Origin of the sequence: Diaphorobacter sp. JS3050 (assembly GCF_013154915.1) — a bacterium.
GTDB classification, from domain to species: domain Bacteria; phylum Pseudomonadota; class Gammaproteobacteria; order Burkholderiales; family Burkholderiaceae_C; genus Diaphorobacter; species Diaphorobacter nitroreducens.
On the sequence record NZ_CP053553.1, the window covers coordinates 2,947,199 to 2,966,707 of the forward strand.

Consider the following 19,509-nt stretch of genomic DNA (forward strand, 5'->3'; position numbering starts at 1 on the left):
CCGCCGCGTCGGGCCCCGCCAGCCGGGGTTCGCGCGGCGTTCGTGCTCCCAACCGGCCTGAAGATTGCCCATGTCCAAGAGAGATTTTTACGAGGTCCTTGGCGTTCCCAAGAACGCCTCGGACGATGAGATCAAGAAAGCCTATCGCAAGCTCGCGATGAAGTACCACCCTGACCGCAACCAGGGTGATGCTGCCAAGCCTGCCGAAGAGAAGTTCAAGGAGGCCAAGGAAGCCTACGAGATCCTGTCCGACGCACAGAAACGCGCCGCCTACGACCAGTACGGCCACGCGGGCGTAGACCCCAACATGCGTGGCGGCATGGGTGGCGCCGAGGGCTTTGGTGGCTTTGCCGAAGCCTTCGGAGACATCTTCGGCGACATGTTCGGCGGCGCGCGCGGGCGCGGCGGCCGGCAGGTGTACCGCGGCAACGACCTCTCCTACGCGATGGAAATCACGCTGGAGGAAGCCGCCAAGGGCAAGGAAGCGCAGATCCGCATTCCCAGTTGGGAAAGCTGCGAGACCTGCCACGGCAGCGGCGCCAAACCCGGCACCAGCGCCAAGACCTGCGGCACCTGCCAGGGCTCTGGCACGGTGCAGATGCGCCAGGGTTTCTTCAGCGTGCAGCAGACCTGCCCCCACTGCCGCGGCACGGGCAAGATCATTCCCGAGCCCTGCACGGCCTGCCACGGCCAGGGCCGGGTCAAGAAACAAAAGACGCTGGAGGTGAAGATCCCCGCCGGCATCGACGACGGCATGCGCATCCGCTCCACCGGCAACGGGGAACCGGGCACCAATGGCGGGCCGCCGGGCGACCTGTACATCGAGATCCGCATCAGGAAGCACGACATCTTCGAGCGCGACGGCGACGATCTGCACTGCCAGGTTCCGGTGAGCTTCATCACCGCGGCGCTGGGTGGAGAGATCGAGGTGCCCACGCTGCAGGGCAAGGCGGCCATCGATATCCCCGAAGGCACACAGGCCGGCAAACAGTTTCGCCTGAGGGGCAAGGGCATCAAGGGGGTGCGCTCCAGCTACCCCGGCGATCTGTACTGCCACATCATCGTGGAAACCCCGGTCAAGCTCACCGAGCACCAGCGCAAGCTGCTCAAGGAACTGGACGAGTCGCTCAAGAAGGGCGGTGCCAAGCATTCGCCGTCCACCGAGAGCTGGACCGACCGGCTCAAGAGCTTCTTCAGCTGACCCCCTGGACAAGGCCCGCGGACAGCGGGCCTTTTTTTGCCTGGGCTTTGGTCAATCCCGATCTGTTTATTCAGGAACGACCGGCCCATCGTTGACAAAAATCAGGTTATGGGTATTCACCGCGACCTAAGGTACGCAGCCTGCGCAGGATCAGACGATCCGCGCACAAGCCAGCCGAAAGAGCGCCCCCGTGACCGACCCAGCCCGCCAACCGACTTCCCCCGACATCCCTTCCGCACCCGAACTGGTCTGCCCCGCCGGCAGCCTGCCTGCACTCAAGGCGGCCGTTGACGGCGGAGCCGACTGTGTCTACCTCGGACTGCGCGACGCGACGAATGCACGCAATTTCGCGGGTCTGAACTTTGACGAGGCGGCCATCCAGAACGGCATTGCCTACGCCCATGCGCGCGGGCGCAAGGTGCTGCTGGCACTCAACACCTACCCGCAGGCCGCCAACCCCGCCCCCTGGCGCGCCGCCCTGGACCGCGCGGCCGCCTGGGGGATCGACGCCGTGATCATGGCCGATCCCGGCCTTATGCAATACGCCATGCGCCACCATCCGCAGCTGCGGCTGCACCTGTCGGTGCAGGGCTCGGCCACCAACCACGACGCCATCAACTTCTACCACCAGCAGTTCGGCATCCAGCGCGCCGTGCTGCCGCGCGTGCTCTCGCTGGAGCAGGTGCGCCAGGTGATCGACCGCACGCCGGTGGAGATCGAGGTGTTCGCCTTCGGCAGCCTGTGCGTGATGGTCGAAGGGCGCTGCGCGCTGTCGTCTTATGCCACGGGTGAGTCGCCCAACACGCACGGCGTGTGCTCACCCGCGAAGTTCGTGCGCTGGCAGGAGACGCCCAAGGGCCTGGAGTCGCGCCTGAATGGCGTGCTCATCGACCGCTACGGCAACGGCGAGAACGCCGGCTACCCCACGCTGTGCAAGGGCCGCTTCGACGTGGGCGACGAGAGCAACTACTACGCGCTGGAGGAACCCACCAGCCTCAACACGCTGGAACTGCTGCCCAAGCTTGTGAAGATGGGCGTGCGTGCCTTCAAGATCGAGGGCCGTCAGCGCAGCCCCGCGTACGTGGCCCAGGTGACCAAGGTCTGGCGCGAGGCCATCGACCACTGCATGGCGCAAGGCCACCTGTACAGCCCCAAGACCGCCTGGATGGCCAGCCTGGACCAGGTGGCCGAGGGCCAGCAGCACACGCTGGGCGCCTACCACCGCCCCTGGAAATGAAGTGCGAAGAACACCCCCCTGTGCCGTTGCCCGGCAGCCTGGGCCTGGGTCACGCCGATTTATGCGGCGGGGACTGCGCTTGGCCCCCTGAAGAACTGAGAGCATCAAGATGAAACTAGCCCTGGGCCCGCTGCAGTACTACTGGCCGCGCGATACCGTTTTTGATTTTTACCAGGCCATGGCCGAGACGCCGGTGGACGTCGTCTACCTTGGCGAAGCCGTGTGCTCGCGCCGCCGCGAGCTGCGCCAGAGCGACTGGATCGACATCGCACGCATGCTGCGCGACGCCGGCAAGCAGGCGGTGCTCTCCACCATGGTGCTGCTGGAGTCCACCTCCGACGTATCCGCCATGCACAAGATCGCCCAGGACGAGGAATTCCTCATCGAGGCGAACGACATGGGCGCCGTGCACCAGCTCGCAGGCAAGCGCGCCTTCGTCGCCGGCCCCCAGCTCAACCTGTTCAATGCCGATTCGCTGAACTGGATGGTCGGCCTGGGCGCCAGCCGCTGGGTCATGCCATTGGAGATGCGCCAGGCCGACCTGGCCGTGCTGCAGCAGCACAAACCCGCGGGGCTGGAGACCGAAGTCTTCGCCTACGGCCGCATGCCCTTGGCGTTCTCGGCGCGCTGCTTCACGGCACGCCACTACAACCTGCCCAAGGACGACTGCGGTTTTCGCTGCATCGAGCACCCGGACGGCCAGCTGCTGGCCACCCGCGAAGGCGAGGGCTTCCTGGTGCTCAACGGCATCCAGACCCAGTCGGCGCGCGTGCACAACCTCATACAGGACGTACCTGCGCTGCGCGCGCTGGGCGTGGAACTGCTGCGCCTGTCCCCCCAATCGCAGCACATGGCAGAGGTCATTGCCGCCTTCGACGCGGCCCGCAAGGCGCCCCAACCCGATGCAGGTGCCCTTGACCGCATGCGCCCCCTGATGCCCGAGGCCCCCTGCAACGGTTACTGGCACGGCAAGCCCGGGCTGGATCTGGTGCAGCCCGCCGTGACATCCTGAGCCACCGCACTTACTCCTTCAAGCCATGACCGCTACCCCACCCGCACCGTTCACCCTGCCGCGCCCCGTGGGCGCCGTGCTCTCGCGTCTGCCCGCCTATCCGGGCTCGGTCCTGCTGGTTACGGCCATCAACCTGGCCCTGTCGCGCCACCTGCCGCAGGACGTGAAGGACCTGCTCAAGGACAAGCGCCTGTCCATCCGCGTGCGCGACGCGCGCGTGGCCTTCGACTTCACCTGGAACGGCCAACGCTTTGCGCCCAGCGCGCCGCAGGGCAACCCGGACCTCGCGATCAGCGCCAATGCGCAGGACTTCGTGCTGCTGGCGCAACGCCGCCAGGACCCGGACACGCTGTTCTTCAACCGCCGCCTGGTGATGGAGGGCGACACCGAGCTGGGCCTGGTGGTCAAGAACGCGCTGGACGCCATCGACCTGCCCGTGCTCGACCCGCGCCACTGGGCGCCGCGCGCCGTGCTCTCGCGCTGGGCCCCGCAGCTTGCGCGACAATTGCCGCCTCTTGCGCCCTTCTTTGGAGGTCGTTCGTGACGGAACCTGCCCCTTGCGATGTCCACCCGCTGGTCTATTCCTGCTCCGGCTGCTCCAGCGCCGCGCAGCTGGCCAACCATGTCGCCGTGCGGCTGGACCGTGAGGGCGTGGCGGAGATGTCGTGCATCGCTGGCGTGGGGGGCGACGTGCCCAAGCTGGTCAAGCTGGCGCGCTCGGGCCGTCCCATCATCGCGCTCGACGGCTGCCCCCTGGTGTGCGTGAAAAGCAGCCTGGCGCGCCACGGCATTACGCCGGCACGCCACTTCCAGTTGCATGAATACGGCGTGAAGAAGCGCAACCACCAGGACTTCGACCCGGCCGAGGCCGCCCAGGTGCTGGCGCGCATCCAGGCCGACCTGCACGACCATCCCCTGCGCTCCAAGGCCGCCGCATGAGCCAGCCGCCCCGCCGCGTGATCGTGGGCATCTCGGGTGCCAGCGGCGCCGTGTATGGCGCACGCCTGCTGCAGGCGCTGCAGGACATGCCCAACGTGGAATCGCACCTGGTCGTCTCCGACGCCGGCTGGCGCAACCTGCGCCACGAGCTGGACATGGACCGCGCCAGCGTCGAGGCGCTGGCGGACGTGGTGCACGACCTCGCCAACGTGGGCGCCAGCATTGCCAGCGGCTCGTTCGCCGCGCACGGCATGGTGGTGGCGCCCTGCTCCATGCGCACGCTGGCGGCCGTGGCCCACGGCCTGGCGGACAACCTGCTCACGCGCGCGGCCGACGTGGTGCTCAAGGAGCGGCGCCGCCTGGTGCTGATGGTGCGCGAATCCCCTCTGCACCTGGTGCACCTGCGCAACATGGCGACGGTGACCGAGATGGGCGGCATCGTGTGCCCGCCCATGCCCGCGTTCTACCAGCGCCCCACCAGCGTGGGCGAGATCGTGGACCACAGCGTGGCCCGCGTGCTGGACCTGCTGGGGCTGGAGCACGCCCTGGCGCCGCAATGGCAGGGCCTGCCGTTGGACTCCTGAAACAATAGCTGCTAGCGCTTGCTGGATAAGCGCTGGAGCCTGATTTCATTCAAAGCATGCATTACCGCGACCTGCGCGACTTCATGGCCCAGCTGGAGGCCGCGGGCGAATTGCGCCGCATTGCCGAGCCCGTATCCCCTCACCTGGAAATGACCGCGCTGGCCGACCGCGTACTGCGCGCGGGCGGCCCCGCATTGCTGTTCGAGCACCCCACGGGCCATACCATGCCGGTGCTCGCCAACCTGTTCGGCACGCCCGGGCGCGTGGCGCGCGCGCTGGGCGTGGCGGGGCTGCCGGAGATCCGCGCCTTCGGCGAGGTGCTGGCTCAGCTCAAGGAGCCCGAGCCGCCACGCGGCATGAAGGACCTGTGGGGCAAGCGCGATCTGCTCAAGACGCTGTGGAGCATGGCCCCTGCCACCGTGCGCCGCCCGCCCTGCCAGGAGGTGGTGTGGGAGGGCAGCGACGTCGACCTGACCCGCCTGCCCATCCAGCACTGCTGGCCTGGCGACGTGGCGCCATTGGTCACCTGGGGTCTCACCATCACGCGCGGGCCGCGCAAGGCACGGCAGAACTTAGGGATATACCGCCAGCAGCTGCTGGGCAAGAACCAGCTCATCATGCGCTGGCTGTCGCACCGCGGCGGTGCGCTGGACTTTGCCGACCACTGCCGGCTCAACCCCGGCCAGCCCTACCCGGTGGCCGTGGCCATCGGGGCCGACCCGGCCACCATCCTGGGCGCCGTCACGCCTGTGCCCGACACGCTGTCGGAATACCAGTTCGCCGGCCTGCTGCGCGGCGCGCGCACCGAGGTGGCGCCCGCTTTAGGCGTGCCGCTGTCGATACCGGCCAGCGCCGAGATCGTGCTGGAAGGCCACATCCATCCCGATGCCAACGACAAGAGCGGCTGGCAGCACGCGCTGGAAGGCCCCTACGGCGACCACACTGGCTACTACAACGAGTGCGCCGAGTTCCCCGTGTTCACCGTAGAGCGCATCACGCAGCGCCAGGACGCCCTGTACCACAGCACCTACACGGGCAAGCCGCCCGACGAGCCGGCCATGCTGGGCCTGGCGCTGAACGAGCTGTTCGTGCCGCTGCTGCAGCGCGCCTTCCCGGAGATCATCGACTTCTACCTGCCGCCCGAGGCGTGCAGCTATCGCATGGCGGTGGTGCGCATCCGCAAGGCCTATGCGGGCCATGCACGGCGCGTGATGATGGGCGTGTGGAGCCACCTGCGCCAGTTCCTCTACACCAAGTTCATCGTGGTGGTGGACGAAGACGTGGACGCACGCGACTGGAAGGAAGTCATCTGGGCCCTGACCACACGCATGGACCCGGCGCGCGACACCCTGTTGATCGAGCACACGCCCATCGACTACCTGGACTTCGCCTCGCCCGTGGCAGGCCTGGGCAGCAAGATGGGGCTGGACGCCACCAACAAATGGCCCGGGGAGACCCAGCGCGAATGGGGCCGTCCCATGGCCATGGATGCCGGCGTGAGCCAGCGCATGAACGCGCTGGCCGACGCGCTGGGACTGTAGAACCCGTCTGCGATCGCCTCGCCGGGTGGGCGAAGCCGCAGGAAGCCTTCCAAGGAGACTGCCATGACCACGACACCGCCCCGCTGGGACCCGCAAGCCCCCGAAGTCCTGCGCGACCAGCGCGCCGCCTACGACCAGCTGCGCGAGCGCTGCCCGCTGGCGCACAGCGACGCGCAGCACTGGTCCGTGCTGCGCCACGCCGAGGTCATGCAGGTGCTCGGCGACCATGCCACCTTCAGCAGTGCGGTGTCCGCCCACCCGGCCGTGCCCAACGGCTACGACCAGCCCCTGCACACGCAGTACCGCCGCGCGCTTGACCCGTTCTTCGCCCCTGAGCGCATGGCGCACTTCGAGCCCGTGTGTCGCGCGCTGTCGGCCGCCACGGTGCAGGAGGCCATGGCCCTGGGCGGCGAGCTGGAGATCACCCACGAGTTCGCCCTGCCCTTCGCGGTGCGCGTGCAGTCCGCGTTCCTCGGCTGGCCCACGCTGCTGCAGGACGAGCTGCTCGGCTGGCTGCGCCGCAGCCAGGCCGCCACCCGCTCGGGCGACCGCACGCAGACCTCGGCCGTGGCGCAGGAGTTCGAAGACCTGGTCGGGCGCGTGCGCCAGGCCCGCCTGGAGGCGCCGCCCACGCAGGACATCACCAGCGAACTGATGCACACCCGTGTGGAGGGCCGCCTGCTGGACCTGCGCGAGCTTGCCAGCGTGCTGCGCAACTGGACGGTGGGCGAGGTCGGCACGATTGCCGCCTCCATCGGCATCCTGCTGCACTGGCTGGCGAGCCACCCCGACTGGCAGCAACGCCTGCGCGCGCAGCCCGGCCTCTTGCCCACGGCCATCGACGAGGTGCTGCGCATCGATGGCCCGCTCGTGGCCAACCGCCGCATCACCACCCGCGACGTGACGCTGGGCGGCTGCCCCGTGCCGATGGGCGAGCGCCTGTCCATCCACTGGATCGCCGCCAACCGCGACCCGCGCGTGTTCGGCGACCCGGATGAATTTCGCATGGACCGCGATCCCGCGCTCAACCTGCTGTATGGCGCAGGCATCCACGTCTGCCCCGGCGCGCCGTTGGCGCGGCTGGAACTGCGGGTGCTGATGGAGGAGTTGCTGGCGCGCACCAGCGCCATCGCACTGCCCGCAGGCCATGCGCCTACGCGGGCCACAGCCCCGGACGCCGGCTACGCCACGTTGCGGGTGCGTTTGCATCAAACACCCGCGTAGCGCCGTCTGCTACGCTGACGGTCGTCACTTCACAAAGCCATTCCATGTCCGTCAGCATCACTTTCCTCGGCGGGGCCGGCACCGTCACCGGCTCCAAATACCTCGTACGCCACGGCGGCCAGGCGCTGCTCGTGGACTGCGGCCTGTTCCAGGGCTACAAGCCGCTGCGCCTGCGCAACTGGAACCCGCTGCCGGTGGCACCGCAGGACATTGACGCCGTGCTGCTCACCCATGCCCACCTGGACCACTCGGGCTACCTGCCGCTGCTGGCCAAGGACGGCTTTGGCGGGCCGGTGTTCTGCACGGCCGGCACGCGCGATCTATGCGCCATCCTGCTGCCCGACAGCGGCCATCTGCAGGAAGAAGACGCGGCTTTCCTCAACCGGCACAAGCTCAGCAAGCACGAACCCGCCCTGCCGCTGTACACGCGCCTGGACGCGCAGCACTGCCTGTCGCTGCTGCAAGTGCAGCCCACGCACCAGACCTTCGAGCCCATCCGCGGCTGGCGCGCCACCTTCCAGAACGCAGGCCACATCCTGGGTGCGGCCAGCGTGCTGCTGGAGGTGGGAGGGCGGCGCATCCTGTTCTCTGGCGACCTGGGCCGCCCGGACGACCTGCTGATGCATGCGCCCGACGCGCCGCCCGCGGCTGACACCGTGCTCATCGAGTCCACCTACGGCGACCGCAGCCACCCGCCCGGCACGGTGCTGGACGAGCTGGGGCCCGCGCTGGCACGCTTGGCCGCGCGTGGCGGCGTGGCGGTGGTGCCGGTATTCGCCGTGGGGCGCGCGCAGACGGTGATGTACGCCATCGCCCAGTTGAAGGCCCGCGGCGAAGTGCCTTCCGGACTGCGCGTGTACCTGGACAGCCCCATGGCCGTGAGCGCCACGGAGCTGTTCCAGAACCACCTGAGCGAGACCCGGATCAACCGCTCCGAACTGCACGCCATGGCGCGCGGCACGACGCTGGTGCACAGCGTGGACGAGTCCAAGGCGCTGGCCCGTCTGCACGGGCCGCGCGTGATCCTGTCGGCCAGCGGCATGGCCACGGGCGGGCGCGTGCTGCACCATTTGGCGCTGCACGCGGGCGACCATCGCAACATGATCATCCTCACCGGGCACCAGGCGGGCGGCACGCGCGGCGCCCGCATCGCCGCGGGCGAAAAAACCATCCGCATCCACGGGCGCGACGTGGCCATCCGCGCCGAGGTGGTGCAATTGGCCACGGCCTCGGCCCATGCCGATGGTGACCAATTGGTGGCTTGGCTGCGCTCCATGCCCTCCACACCCCGTCAGGTGTACGTGGTGCATGGGGAGATGGCCGCGGCCGACATGCTGCGCCAACGCATCGACCATGCGCTGGGCTGGCCCGTGGAGGTTCCCGAGCATGGCGACATGCGTAACGCTCTAAAACAAGAGTCAAAACAGCCTCCAGCGCTTATCTGATGAGCGCCTCAAGCTATATTTTTCATAGCAAATCCGCCGCTACGCCCCATCCAGCGGCATGTGAGCCATCGCGTATCGCGATGACAATCGGCGGATATACAGGGGAAAATAGGGGAATCACCTCGTCAAACGAGAAGTCGCTCCACCCCCCCGATGAAAAGCTCAGAGCGCAGCTTTGCGCGCCGCATTGACCTCACCTCGCTGCAACTGTTCGTGGCCGTCTGCGAACTGGGCAGCATCGGCCGCGCGGCCGAGCGGGAGTTCATCGCCGCCTCGGCGGTGAGCAAGCGCCTGTCCGACCTGGAGGCTGCGGTCGACACGGCCCTGCTGTACCGCCACAGCCGCGGCGTGACGCTGACCCCCGCTGGCGAAAGCCTGCTGCACCACGCGCGCAACGTGCTGTTCGGACTGGAGCGCATGCAGGGTGAGCTTTCCGAGTACGCCGACGGCGTGCGCGGCCATGTGCGCATGCACGCCAACATCTCGGCCATCGTGCAGTTCCTGCCCGAGGACCTGGGCGCGTTTGCCCAGGCACACAGCCAGATCAAGATCGATCTGCAGGAGCACCTCTCGCCCGACGTGCTGCAGGCCGTGCACGAAGGCGCGGCGGATCTGGGGATCTGCAACGTACCCGCCACGGCCGCCCACGAAGGCCTGCAAAGCCGCCCCTACCGCAGCGACCGGCTGGTGCTGGTCGTGCCCCAGACGCACGCCCTGTCGACCCGCGCATCGATCCGCTTTGAAGAAGTGCTGGACTGGGACATCGTCGGGCTGCACGCGGGCAGCAGCATCAGCCTGGCCATGCGCCAGGCCGCCGCGCAGGCCGCGCGCCCGCTGCGCCAGCGCATCCAGGTCACCAGCCTGGACGCGATGTGCCGCATGATCGACAACGGCCTGGGCGTGGGCCTGCTGCCCGACCGGGCGTTTTCGCTGATGCGCGGCGTGGGGCAACTGGCGGCCGTGCCGCTGGACGAACCCTGGGCCCGGCGCGCGCTGCGCCTGGTGGCGCGCGACTTCGAGGCCCTGCCCGTCACGGCACGGCTGCTGGTCGAACACCTGGCGCCCGCGCCTGCCGCGACGCCCGCCGAGGACGGCGACACCCCCACCTAGAATTCTCACCACCCCACTGAACCCAAGAAACGAGACTGCCATGGGACGCACCCTGTACGACAAGATCTTCGACGAGCACGTCGTCCACACGGAAGAGGACGGCACCGCCGTGCTCTACATCGACCGCCACCTGGTGCATGAGGTGACCAGCCCGCAGGCCTTCGAAGGCCTGCGCGAGGCGGGCCGCAAGGTCTGGCGCGTGAGCTCCATCGTGGCCACGGCCGACCACAACACCCCCACCACCGGGTGGGAGCGCGGCTACGACGGCATTGCCGACCCGATCAGCAAGGAGCAGATCGTCACGCTGGACAAGAACATCCAGGAGTCCGGTGCGGCGGCGTTCTTCCCGTTCCTGTCCAAGCGCCAGGGCATCGTGCACGTGATCGGCCCCGAGAACGGCGCCACCCTCCCGGGCATGACCGTGGTCTGCGGCGACAGCCACACCAGCACCCACGGCGCGTTCGGCGCGCTGGCCCACGGCATCGGCACCAGCGAGGTCGAGCACGTGATGGCCACGCAGACCCTGCTGGCCAAGAAGGCCAAGAACATGCTGGTCCAAGTGAATGGCAAGGTCGCCCCTGGCATCACGGCCAAGGACATCGTGCTGGCCATCATCGGCAAGATCGGCACCGCCGGCGGCACGGGTTACACGATTGAATTTGCCGGTGAAGCCATCCGCGACCTGAGCATGGAAGGCCGCATGACCGTGTGCAACATGGCCATCGAAGCCGGTGCGCGCGCGGGCCTGGTAGCGGTGGACGACAAGACGATCAACTACGTCAAGGGCCGCCCGCTCGCACCCACGGGCGTGGAGTGGGACCAGGCCGTGGCGTACTGGAAGACGCTGCACTCGGACGCGGACGCCAAGTTCGACGCGGTGGTGGAGTTGAACGCCGTCGAGATCGTGCCGCAGGTCACCTGGGGCACCAGCCCCGAGATGGTGCTGGGCATCGACGCCGTGGTGCCCGACCCGGACAATGAGAAGGACCCGTCCAAGCGCGGCGCCATCGAGCGTGCGCTGACCTACATGGGTCTGCAGCCCGGCAAGCCGATGGATGACATCTTCGTGGACAAGGTGTTCATCGGCTCGTGCACCAACAGCCGCATCGAGGACATGCGCGAAGCCGCCGCCGTGGTGAAGAAGCTCGGCCAGAAGGTCGCCAAGAACATCAAGCTGGCCATGGTGGTACCTGGCTCGGGCCTGGTGAAGGAACAGGCCGAACGCGAGGGGCTGGATGCGATTTTCAAGGCCGCGGGCTTTGAATGGCGCGAGCCCGGTTGCTCCATGTGCCTGGCCATGAATGCCGACCGCCTGGAGCCCGGCGAGCGCTGCGCTTCCACGTCCAACCGCAACTTCGAAGGCCGCCAGGGCGCGGGCGGGCGCACGCACCTCGTGAGCCCCGCCATGGCCGCGGCCGCCGCCATCCATGGCCACTTCGTGGACATCCGCCAGTTTGCTTAAGGAGCCTCCCACCATGAAAAAGTCTCTCGCCGCCCTGCTCGCGCTGGCCTTCGTGCTGGCCGGCTGCAACACCGTCAAGGGCATGGGCCAGGACGTGCAGCGCGCCGGCAGCGCCATCGAACGCGCCGCCAAGTAAGCCCCTCCACACCGCCATCCCAGGAGCTCCGCATGAAGAAAGCCCTCGCCTGCCTCGCCACCACGCTGCTGCTGGCCAGCCCCGCCCTGTCGTGGGCCGCCAACCGCGCCTGCGTCATCGAAGGCAGCATCACCTTCAGTGGCAAGACCACGCAGGTCAAGGACTGCATGGAATTCGCCGCCGGCGTGCCCGACGACCAGATCAAGGGCAGCTGCGGCGGCCTGGCGCAGATGTCCGCCCAACTGGGCGGCAAGCCCGGCAAGGTGAGCTACCTGCCGCAGTGCCCGCGCCCGGCCAGCGGCGCCTGCAAGGGGCTGATGGGTCAGCCCGTGGATGCCTACTACTACAACCTGACCGCCGATGCGCTGCAGGACAAGCGCAAGGCCTGCGAAACCTCCAGCGCACAGATCAAGGCCGGCACCTGGACCAACGGCCAGTAAGCCCGCGGGCCCCAACGCCACTTCTTTCCGGACACACCACCATGCAGAAATTCACCCTCCACAAGGGCCTCGTCGCCCCCATGGACCGCGAGAACGTCGATACCGACGCCATCATCCCCAAGCAGTTCCTCAAGTCGATCAAGAAGACGGGCTTCGGCCCCAACCTGTTCGACGAGTGGCGCTACCTCGACAAGGGCGAGCCGGGCGTGCCCGAATCCCAGCGCAAGCCCAACCCCGACTTCGTGCTGAACCAGCCGCGCTACCAGGGCGCGAGCATCCTGCTGGCGCGCAAGAACTTCGGCTGCGGCTCCAGCCGCGAGCACGCGCCCTGGGCGCTGGACCAATACGGTTTTCGCGCCATCATCGCGCCGAGCTTTGCCGACATCTTCTTCAACAACTGCTTCAAGAACGGCCTGCTGCCCATCGTGCTGCCCGAAGCCACGGTGGACCAGCTGTTCAACGAAGCGGCCGCCTTCCCCGGCTACCAGCTCACCGTGGACCTGGAGCGCCAGGTGGTGGTGCGTCCCCAGGGCGAGGAGATCCCCTTCGACGTGGTGCCGTTTCGCAAGTACTGCTTGCTCAACGGCTTTGACGACATCGGCCTGACGCTGCGCCATGCCGACAAGATCCGCGCGTTCGAAGCCGCACGCCTGGCCAGCAAGCCGTGGCTGAGCCACACCATGGCCGCGTGACCCGCCCCGGGCTCTGGCCGATTGATTACAAGCAAAAACAGCCTCCGACGCTTATCCATCAAGCGCTGACAGCTATCAAAACAGAAGTGAATGACCATGAAAATCGCAGTTCTGCCGGGTGACGGCATTGGCCCCGAGATCGTCGCCGAGGCCGTCAAGGTGCTCGAAGCCCTGGACCTGAAGCTGGAGATGGAGACGGCACCCGTGGGCGGCGCCGCCTACGAGGCCGCGGGCCACCCGCTGCCGGAGTCCACGTTGAATCTCGCCCAGAGTGCCGACGCCATCCTGTTCGGCGCCGTGGGCGACTGGAAGTACGACACGTTGGCGCGCCCGCTGCGCCCCGAGCAGGCCATCCTGGGCCTGCGCAAGCACCTGGGCCTGTTCGCCAACTTCCGTCCCGCGATCTGCTACGAGCAGCTCACGCACGCCTCCAGCCTCAAGCCCGAGCTGGTGGCCGGCCTGGACATCCTCATCATCCGCGAACTGACCGGCGACATCTACTTCGGCCAGCCGCGCGGGCGTCGCACCGCCGCCGACGGCCACTTCCCCGGCGCCGAGGAAGCATTCGACACCATGCGCTACAGCAAGCCCGAGATCGAGCGCATCGCCCGCGTCGCGTTCGAGGCCGCCCGCAAGCGCAACAAGAAGGTGACCAGCGTGGACAAGGCCAACGTGCTGGAAACCTTCCAGTTCTGGAAGGACGTCGTGACCGAGGTGCACAAGGACTATCCCGACGTGGAGCTGCAGCACATGTACGTGGACAACGCGGCCATGCAGTTGGTGAAAGCGCCCAAGGCGTTCGACGTGATCGTCACCGGCAACATGTTCGGCGACATCCTCTCCGACGAAGCCTCCATGCTCACCGGCTCCATCGGCATGCTGCCCTCGGCCAGCCTGAACGACAAGAAGCAAGGCCTGTACGAGCCCAGCCACGGCAGCGCCCCCGACATCGCCGGCAAGGGCGTGGCCAACCCCCTGGCCACCATCCTCAGCGCCGCCATGATGCTGCGCTTCAGCCTGAACCAGGAAGAAGCCGCGCGCCGCATCGAAGCCGCGGTGCAGCAGGTGCTGGCCCAAGGCCTGCGCACGCCTGACATCTACAGCGACGGCACCACCAAGGTGGGCACGGCGCAGATGGGCGATGCCGTGGTGAAGGCCCTCGCTGCCTGACGAGCGGCCTCCCGCACAACGCGACAGCGGCCCTTCGGGGCCGCTTTTTCGTGGCGCGCAAGCAGCACCAGCGGCACAAGCGGCATCGCAAGTCCGGATCCGGCCAGACGCATCGCCCACGGGCCGGGAGACTCTTCCTTCACCCAACCCGAAGGAGCGTCCCATGTCCCAACCGTCCCTCTCCCATCGCGTCGCCATCGTCACCGGCGCCAGTTCCGGCATCGGCCGCGCAGCGGCCCTGCTTTTCGCGGAGGTCGGCGCGGCCGTCGTCGTGGGCGCACGGCGCCAAGCGGAGCTGGACCAACTCGTCGCTGCCATCACCCAGCAGGGAGGGTCGGCTGCGGCAGTGGCCGGCGACGTGCGCGACGAGGCCTACGCACAAGCGCTCGTCGCCACTGCCGTGGAGCGTTTTGGCGGCCTCGATATCGCCTTCAACAATGCGGGCACCATGGGGCCGCTGCAACCCACGCCGGACGTGCAGTCGAGCGATTGGCGCGACACCCTGGAGACCAACCTCACCAGTGCCTTCCTGGGCGCCAAGCACCAGATTCCCGCAATGCTGGCGCGCGGAGGTGGCTCGATCATCCTCACCTCCACCTTCGTGGGGTATACCGCCGCATTTGCGGGCACGGCCGCGTATGCCGCGAGCAAGGCCGGCCTGATCGGCCTGACCCAGGCACTGGCCACGGAGTTCGGAGCGAAGGCCATCCGTGTGAATGCCTTGCTGCCCGGCGGCACCCTCACCCCCATGGCGCGCGCCATGAACGGAACACCCGAGGCGCTGTCCCAGGTCGCCCAACTGCATGCACTCAAGCGCCTGGCGCAGCCCCGGGAGATTGCCCAGGCCGCGTTGTACCTGGCGTCCGACGCGGCATCGTTCGTCACCGGGACAGCCATGCTGGTGGATGGCGGGGTGTCCATCCAGCGGGGATGACCGCAGCGCAGCGGTGATGGCGGCGGCATGCCCAGCCATGGCCTGGATGGGTTCCGCTACAATGCCCAGCTATGTTTGCCGCCCGCCCGTTCGCCCTGAACACCGCCTCTGCCGCCAAGGCACGCAAGGCTGCGCGCGCAATCACCAAAACCACGACCATTACGGGCTGATCCAGCTCCGGCATCGTCGTGCGCCCTCCCTGGCCTAGACGAGCCGGGGGCGGAAGAAAGCAGCCACCGGTCGCGTGCGTACTGTTTTTTACTTTGAAAGGGCGATGAAATGAGCAAGTTGGTAGGTTTGGTCGGCTGGCGCGGCATGGTCGGCTCGGTCCTGATGGACCGCATGGCGCAGGAAAAGGACTTCGATCTGATCGAGCCCCTGTTCTTCTCCACCTCGAACGCAGGCGGCAAGGCGCCCGCCCAGGCCAAGAACGAGACCACGCTGCAGGACGCGTTCGACATCGAACAGCTCAAGCGCTGCGACATCATCCTCACCGCACAGGGCGGCGACTACACCAACGAGGTGTACCCCAAGCTGCGCGCGGCCGGCTGGAACGGCCACTGGATCGACGCCGCCTCCGCCCTGCGCATGGAAAAGAACGCGGTCATCGTGCTCGACCCGGTGAACATGCCCGTCATCAAGAACGCACTGGCGAACGGCGGCAAGGATTGGATTGGCGGCAACTGCACCGTGTCCTGCATGCTGATGGGCGTGGGTGCGCTGTACAAGGCCGGGCTCGTCGAGTGGATGAGCACCCAGACCTACCAGGCGGCCAGCGGCGGCGGCGCGCAGCACATGCGCGAACTGCTGACGCAGTACGGCACGCTGAATGCCGAGGTGAAGGCCCTGCTCGACGATCCCAAGAGCGCCATTCTGGAAATCGACCGCAAGGTCATCGCCAAGCAGCGCAGCCTGTCGGGCGCGGAGACGGCCAATTTCGGCGTGCCGCTGGGCGGCTCACTCATCCCGTGGATCGACAAGGACCTGGGCAACGGCATGTCCAAGGAAGAGTGGAAGGGCATGGCCGAGACCAACAAGATCCTGGGCCAGGGGGAAGGCTTCAACACCGCCGCAGTGCCGGTGGACGGTTTCTGCGTGCGCGTAGGCGCCATGCGCTGCCACAGCCAAGCACTGACCTTCAAGCTCAAGAAGGATGTGCCCGTAGCCGACATCGAAGCCATGATCGCTGCCGACAACGAGTGGGTGAAGGTGGTTCCCAATACGCGTGAGGCGACGCTGAAGGACCTGACTCCCGTGGCCGTCACCGGCACCATGACCATTCCCGTCGGCCGCATCCGCAAGCTGGCCATGGGTCCGGAGTATGTGGGCGCGTTCACCATCGGCGACCAGTTGCTGTGGGGCGCCGCCGAGCCGCTGCGCCGCATGCTGCGCATCCTGCTAGACGCCTGACGCAGATTCAACGCCACCTTCGGGTGGCGTTTTTTCGAGGTCATAGATTGATACGGCCCGTTACCGATCGTTGTCCATTACCAACAGGAATAAGGCCGTCCCGGCCTCTTCCCGCACCGTATAAAACGTGGCGCGACACCTCAGCTTGTCAGTGCAAAACATTGATGCTATGGTGCTTTTTACATATTTTCACGCGCCCGGGCGGCTTCATCACGACCAGAAAAAATACCGCTCCCGCCGGCACCCTCATCCATTCATTCGTCGCACACATGCATCGCTGGAAATTCTCTGTCCTGGCCACCGCGGCCATTCTCTCGGCTGGCCTCTACACCACCGATGCCCGTGCTCTCGCCCTGGGCCGCGTGAATGTCCAGTCGGCGCTTGGCGAGCCCCTGCGCGCGGAAATCGAACTGCCCCAGATCACTGCTGCCGAGGCCGAATCGCTGCGCGTGAGCACCGCCAGCCCTGAAGTTTTCCGCAGCCAGGGCATGGAATATTCCCCCGCTGCGCATAGCGTGCAAGTGCAACTGCACCGCCGCACGAATGGCTCCATGGTGCTGCGCTTGAGCAGTACCCGCCCGGTCAACGATCCTTTCGTGGATTTGGTTATCGATGCGACCTGGAGTTCCGGCCATATCGTGCGTAGCTACACGATGCTGTTCGACCCGCCGGCGAGCCGCCCGCAGGCGGCGGTGACCGCCGCACCTCAGGTAACGTCACCCCGTGCCGCGGCAACTGCGCCGCGCGCCCCCGCCACCACCGCGGCGCCCGCGCCTGCCGCACGCCCAGCAACCCCTCCCGCACCCGCCGTAGCCGGCCGTCCCACCCCCGCAGAGGCACCCGCGTTCGCTGGCGGTGACGAGATTCGCGTGCGCCCCGGGGACACGGCCGGCCGCATCGCGGAAGCCCATCGCCCCGCTGGCGTCTCGCTGGACCAGATGCTGGTAGCAATGATGCGCGCCAATCCGGACGCGTTCGTCAACAGCAATGTGAATCGTCTGCGTTCCGGCGCAGTGCTGCAGATGCCTAGCGAAACGGAGGCGCAAGCCACGGACGCCACCGAAGCTCGCAAGATCGTCGCCGCGCAAAGCCGCGATTTCAATGAATTCCGTCGCCGCATGGCAGCGACAGCGCCCAAGGCCGAGGTTGCAGCCGCAGAGCGCTCCGCGCGCGGCACTGTGCAGACCCAGGTGGACGAGAGCAAGCCCGCCGCTGCCGGCCCCGATAAGCTCACTCTCTCCAAAGGCAGCGTTCAGGCCCAGAAGACCGAGGAGCAGATGGCCCGCGACAAGCAGGCCGAACAGAACAGCGCCCGCATGGCAGAGCTGTCCAAGAACATCTCGGACCTGAACCAGCTCAGCGGCGCCTCCGCGCCAGCCGGCGCTGGCGCAGCTGCGCCAAGAGCCACGGCGCCTTCCGCCCCTGCCAGCCAGCCGGCGGTGGCAGTACCCGCCGCCGGGGGGCTGCCCGCACCCGCTACCGCGGCTGCAAGCGCCGACATGAGCACTGCCACGGCAGAAGCTGCCGCACCAGCGCCCGAGGCCTCTGCCGCCGAGGCGGCTGTTCCCGCCGAAGCAGCATCCCAGGCTTCTGCCGCAGCACCCGCTCCCGCCGCCGTGGCCCCGCGTCCAGCCCCCCAGCCCGTTCCCTACGAAGAGCCCAGCTTCCTGGATGCCCTCACGGAGGACCCGCTGCTGGCTGGAGGCGCGCTGGCGCTCGTACTTGCGTTGCTGGGCTATGGCGGCTACCGCGTGGTCCAAAGCCGCCGCAACCAGGGTGCCCTGGACAGTTCGTTCTCGGAAAGCAGCCTGCAGCCGGATTCCTTCTTCGGCGCCAGTGGCGGCCAGCGTGTGGACACGGCCAACAGCGAACTCACGACCGGCTCCTCGTTCATGACCTATTCGCCCAGCCAACTGGATGCCGGTGGCGATGTGGATCCGGTGGCGGAAGCCGACGTCTACCTCGCCTACGGCCGTGACCTGCAGGCGGAGGAAATTCTCAAGGAGGCGCTGCGCCACCATCCGGAGCGCGTCTCCATCCCCGCCAAACTGGCCGAGATTTATGCCAAGCGCCAGGACCGCAAGGCGCTGGAGTCCGTCGCCAACGACGTGTTCCGGCTCACCAACGGCCAGGGGCCCGACTGGACCCGCGTGTCCGACCTGGGCCGTACGCTCGACCCTGAAAATCCGCTGTATCAGCCCGGTGGCCGTCCTGCCGTTGCCGCCAGCGCCACAGCGGCCGCTGCATCGACCGCGGCCTTTGCAAGCACGCTGGGCGCAGCAACTGCTCCCGCGACACCCACGGGCGGACCGGATTCTGTGCTGCCAGACCTCGATCTGGACTTGGATCTCGACCTGCACGAAGCACCGTCGGCCCCGGCCCCGGCGCCAAGCACGTTTGCCATGGCCGCAGCCAACAACACCGCCGCAGCCGCGCCGGTAGTGTCGGCCGCCCAGGCGCCCGTCCCGTCCCTGGATCTGGGCGACCTGGAACTACCCCAGGCCTCCTGGGACGAGCCAGCGGTGACGCCGCAGGCGACGACAGAGCCCGACGTGCAAAGCGAGCCTCTTCCGTTGAACCTGGACGATGACTTGTCCCTGATGGACTCCGGCGTCGCCCCCCTGACCAGCCGCGACGCGAAGGCTGTCACCTCGGAATCCCTGGAATTCGACCTCGGCGATCTGTCGCTGGACCTTGACACCCCCACGGCGGCCGCTCCCGTCGCGCCCTCGGTCGCCGCCAAGGCAGCGTCCTCCGCTGCCGACGCGCTGCCGGACGACCCTCTGGCCACCAAGCTCGCACTGGCGGAAGAGTTCAACACCATTGGCGACAGCGAAGGCGCGCGGGCCCTGGTGGAAGAGGTCATCGCCGAATCGTCCGGTGAGCTGAAGGCCCGCGCCCAGCGACTGCTCGCCGAACTGGGCTGATGTCCATGCGGCGGTGGGCACGCGGCCATTGCCGCGCTGACGTGC

General features: G+C 67.6%; 18 protein-coding genes. All 18 read left to right on the top strand.

Annotated elements, in window-relative coordinates; all coding sequences use genetic code 11:
* The first annotated feature begins 70 nt into the window (after positions 1-70).
* The 18 genes from dnaJ (at position 71) to HND92_RS14230 (ending at position 19,464) form a co-directional block, all read left to right on the top strand.
* Positions 71-1,201, top strand: coding sequence for a molecular chaperone DnaJ (gene dnaJ / locus HND92_RS14145; protein ID WP_135148585.1), 1,131 nt, complete (start codon positions 71-73; stop codon positions 1,199-1,201).
* 190 nt (positions 1,202-1,391) lie between these two features.
* Positions 1,392-2,438 carry a peptidase U32 family protein gene (locus tag HND92_RS14150; RefSeq protein WP_011806341.1) on the top strand — a complete coding sequence of 349 codons (1,047 nt, stop codon included), beginning with the start codon at positions 1,392-1,394 and terminating at the stop codon, positions 2,436-2,438.
* 109 nt (positions 2,439-2,547) lie between these two features.
* Entirely contained in the window at positions 2,548-3,450 is a 903-nt protein-coding gene (locus HND92_RS14155) for a U32 family peptidase (RefSeq protein WP_088886277.1), read from the top strand.
* 25 nt (positions 3,451-3,475) lie between these two features.
* Positions 3,476-3,994, top strand: a complete 519-nt coding sequence (locus HND92_RS14160; protein ID WP_172207908.1) for an SCP2 domain-containing protein — start codon at positions 3,476-3,478, stop codon at positions 3,992-3,994.
* On the top strand, positions 3,991-4,389 hold the full coding sequence (locus tag HND92_RS14165; protein ID WP_015913934.1) for a putative zinc-binding protein: 399 nt from the start codon (positions 3,991-3,993) through the stop codon (positions 4,387-4,389). The genes HND92_RS14160 and HND92_RS14165 overlap by 4 nt, the downstream gene beginning before the upstream one ends.
* On the top strand, positions 4,386-4,973 hold the full coding sequence (locus HND92_RS14170) for a UbiX family flavin prenyltransferase (protein ID WP_011806345.1): 588 nt from the start codon (positions 4,386-4,388) through the stop codon (positions 4,971-4,973). Before HND92_RS14165 ends, HND92_RS14170 begins: the two co-directional genes overlap by 4 nt.
* 56 nt (positions 4,974-5,029) lie before the next feature.
* Entirely contained in the window at positions 5,030-6,514 is a 1,485-nt protein-coding gene (ubiD, locus tag HND92_RS14175) for a 4-hydroxy-3-polyprenylbenzoate decarboxylase (RefSeq protein WP_172207910.1), read from the top strand.
* A 63-nt stretch (positions 6,515-6,577) separates the two neighbouring features.
* On the top strand, positions 6,578-7,738 hold the full coding sequence (locus HND92_RS14180) for a cytochrome P450 (RefSeq protein ID WP_172207911.1): 1,161 nt from the start codon (positions 6,578-6,580) through the stop codon (positions 7,736-7,738).
* A gap of 44 nt (positions 7,739-7,782) precedes the next feature.
* A complete protein-coding gene (locus tag HND92_RS14185; RefSeq protein WP_172207914.1) occupies positions 7,783-9,183 on the top strand; it encodes an MBL fold metallo-hydrolase in 1,401 nt (466 codons plus the stop codon).
* 153 nt (positions 9,184-9,336) lie between these two features.
* Positions 9,337-10,293, top strand: coding sequence for a LysR family transcriptional regulator (locus tag HND92_RS14190; protein ID WP_047350751.1), 957 nt, complete (start codon positions 9,337-9,339; stop codon positions 10,291-10,293).
* Positions 10,294-10,333: 40 nt separating this feature from the next.
* On the top strand, positions 10,334-11,755 hold the full coding sequence (gene leuC / locus HND92_RS14195) for a 3-isopropylmalate dehydratase large subunit (RefSeq protein WP_172207917.1): 1,422 nt from the start codon (positions 10,334-10,336) through the stop codon (positions 11,753-11,755).
* 13 nt (positions 11,756-11,768) lie between these two features.
* Positions 11,769-11,891 carry an entericidin A/B family lipoprotein gene (locus HND92_RS14200; RefSeq protein WP_172207920.1) on the top strand — a complete coding sequence of 41 codons (123 nt, stop codon included), beginning with the start codon at positions 11,769-11,771 and terminating at the stop codon, positions 11,889-11,891.
* Positions 11,892-11,923: 32 nt separating this feature from the next.
* A complete protein-coding gene (locus HND92_RS14205; RefSeq protein WP_011806352.1) occupies positions 11,924-12,331 on the top strand; it encodes a hypothetical protein in 408 nt (135 codons plus the stop codon).
* A gap of 41 nt (positions 12,332-12,372) precedes the next feature.
* On the top strand, positions 12,373-13,023 hold the full coding sequence (leuD, locus tag HND92_RS14210) for a 3-isopropylmalate dehydratase small subunit (protein ID WP_011806353.1): 651 nt from the start codon (positions 12,373-12,375) through the stop codon (positions 13,021-13,023).
* Between the two features lie 96 nt (positions 13,024-13,119).
* Entirely contained in the window at positions 13,120-14,193 is a 1,074-nt protein-coding gene (gene leuB, locus HND92_RS14215; RefSeq protein ID WP_172207923.1) for a 3-isopropylmalate dehydrogenase, read from the top strand.
* Between the two features lie 163 nt (positions 14,194-14,356).
* On the top strand, positions 14,357-15,127 hold the full coding sequence (locus HND92_RS14220) for an SDR family oxidoreductase (RefSeq protein ID WP_172207927.1): 771 nt from the start codon (positions 14,357-14,359) through the stop codon (positions 15,125-15,127).
* A gap of 279 nt (positions 15,128-15,406) precedes the next feature.
* Positions 15,407-16,537, top strand: coding sequence for an aspartate-semialdehyde dehydrogenase (gene asd, locus HND92_RS14225; protein ID WP_011806356.1), 1,131 nt, complete (start codon positions 15,407-15,409; stop codon positions 16,535-16,537).
* 269 nt (positions 16,538-16,806) lie between these two features.
* Positions 16,807-19,464 carry a FimV/HubP family polar landmark protein gene (locus HND92_RS14230; protein ID WP_172207929.1) on the top strand — a complete coding sequence of 886 codons (2,658 nt, stop codon included), beginning with the start codon at positions 16,807-16,809 and terminating at the stop codon, positions 19,462-19,464.
* Positions 19,465-19,509: the final 45 nt, after the last annotated feature.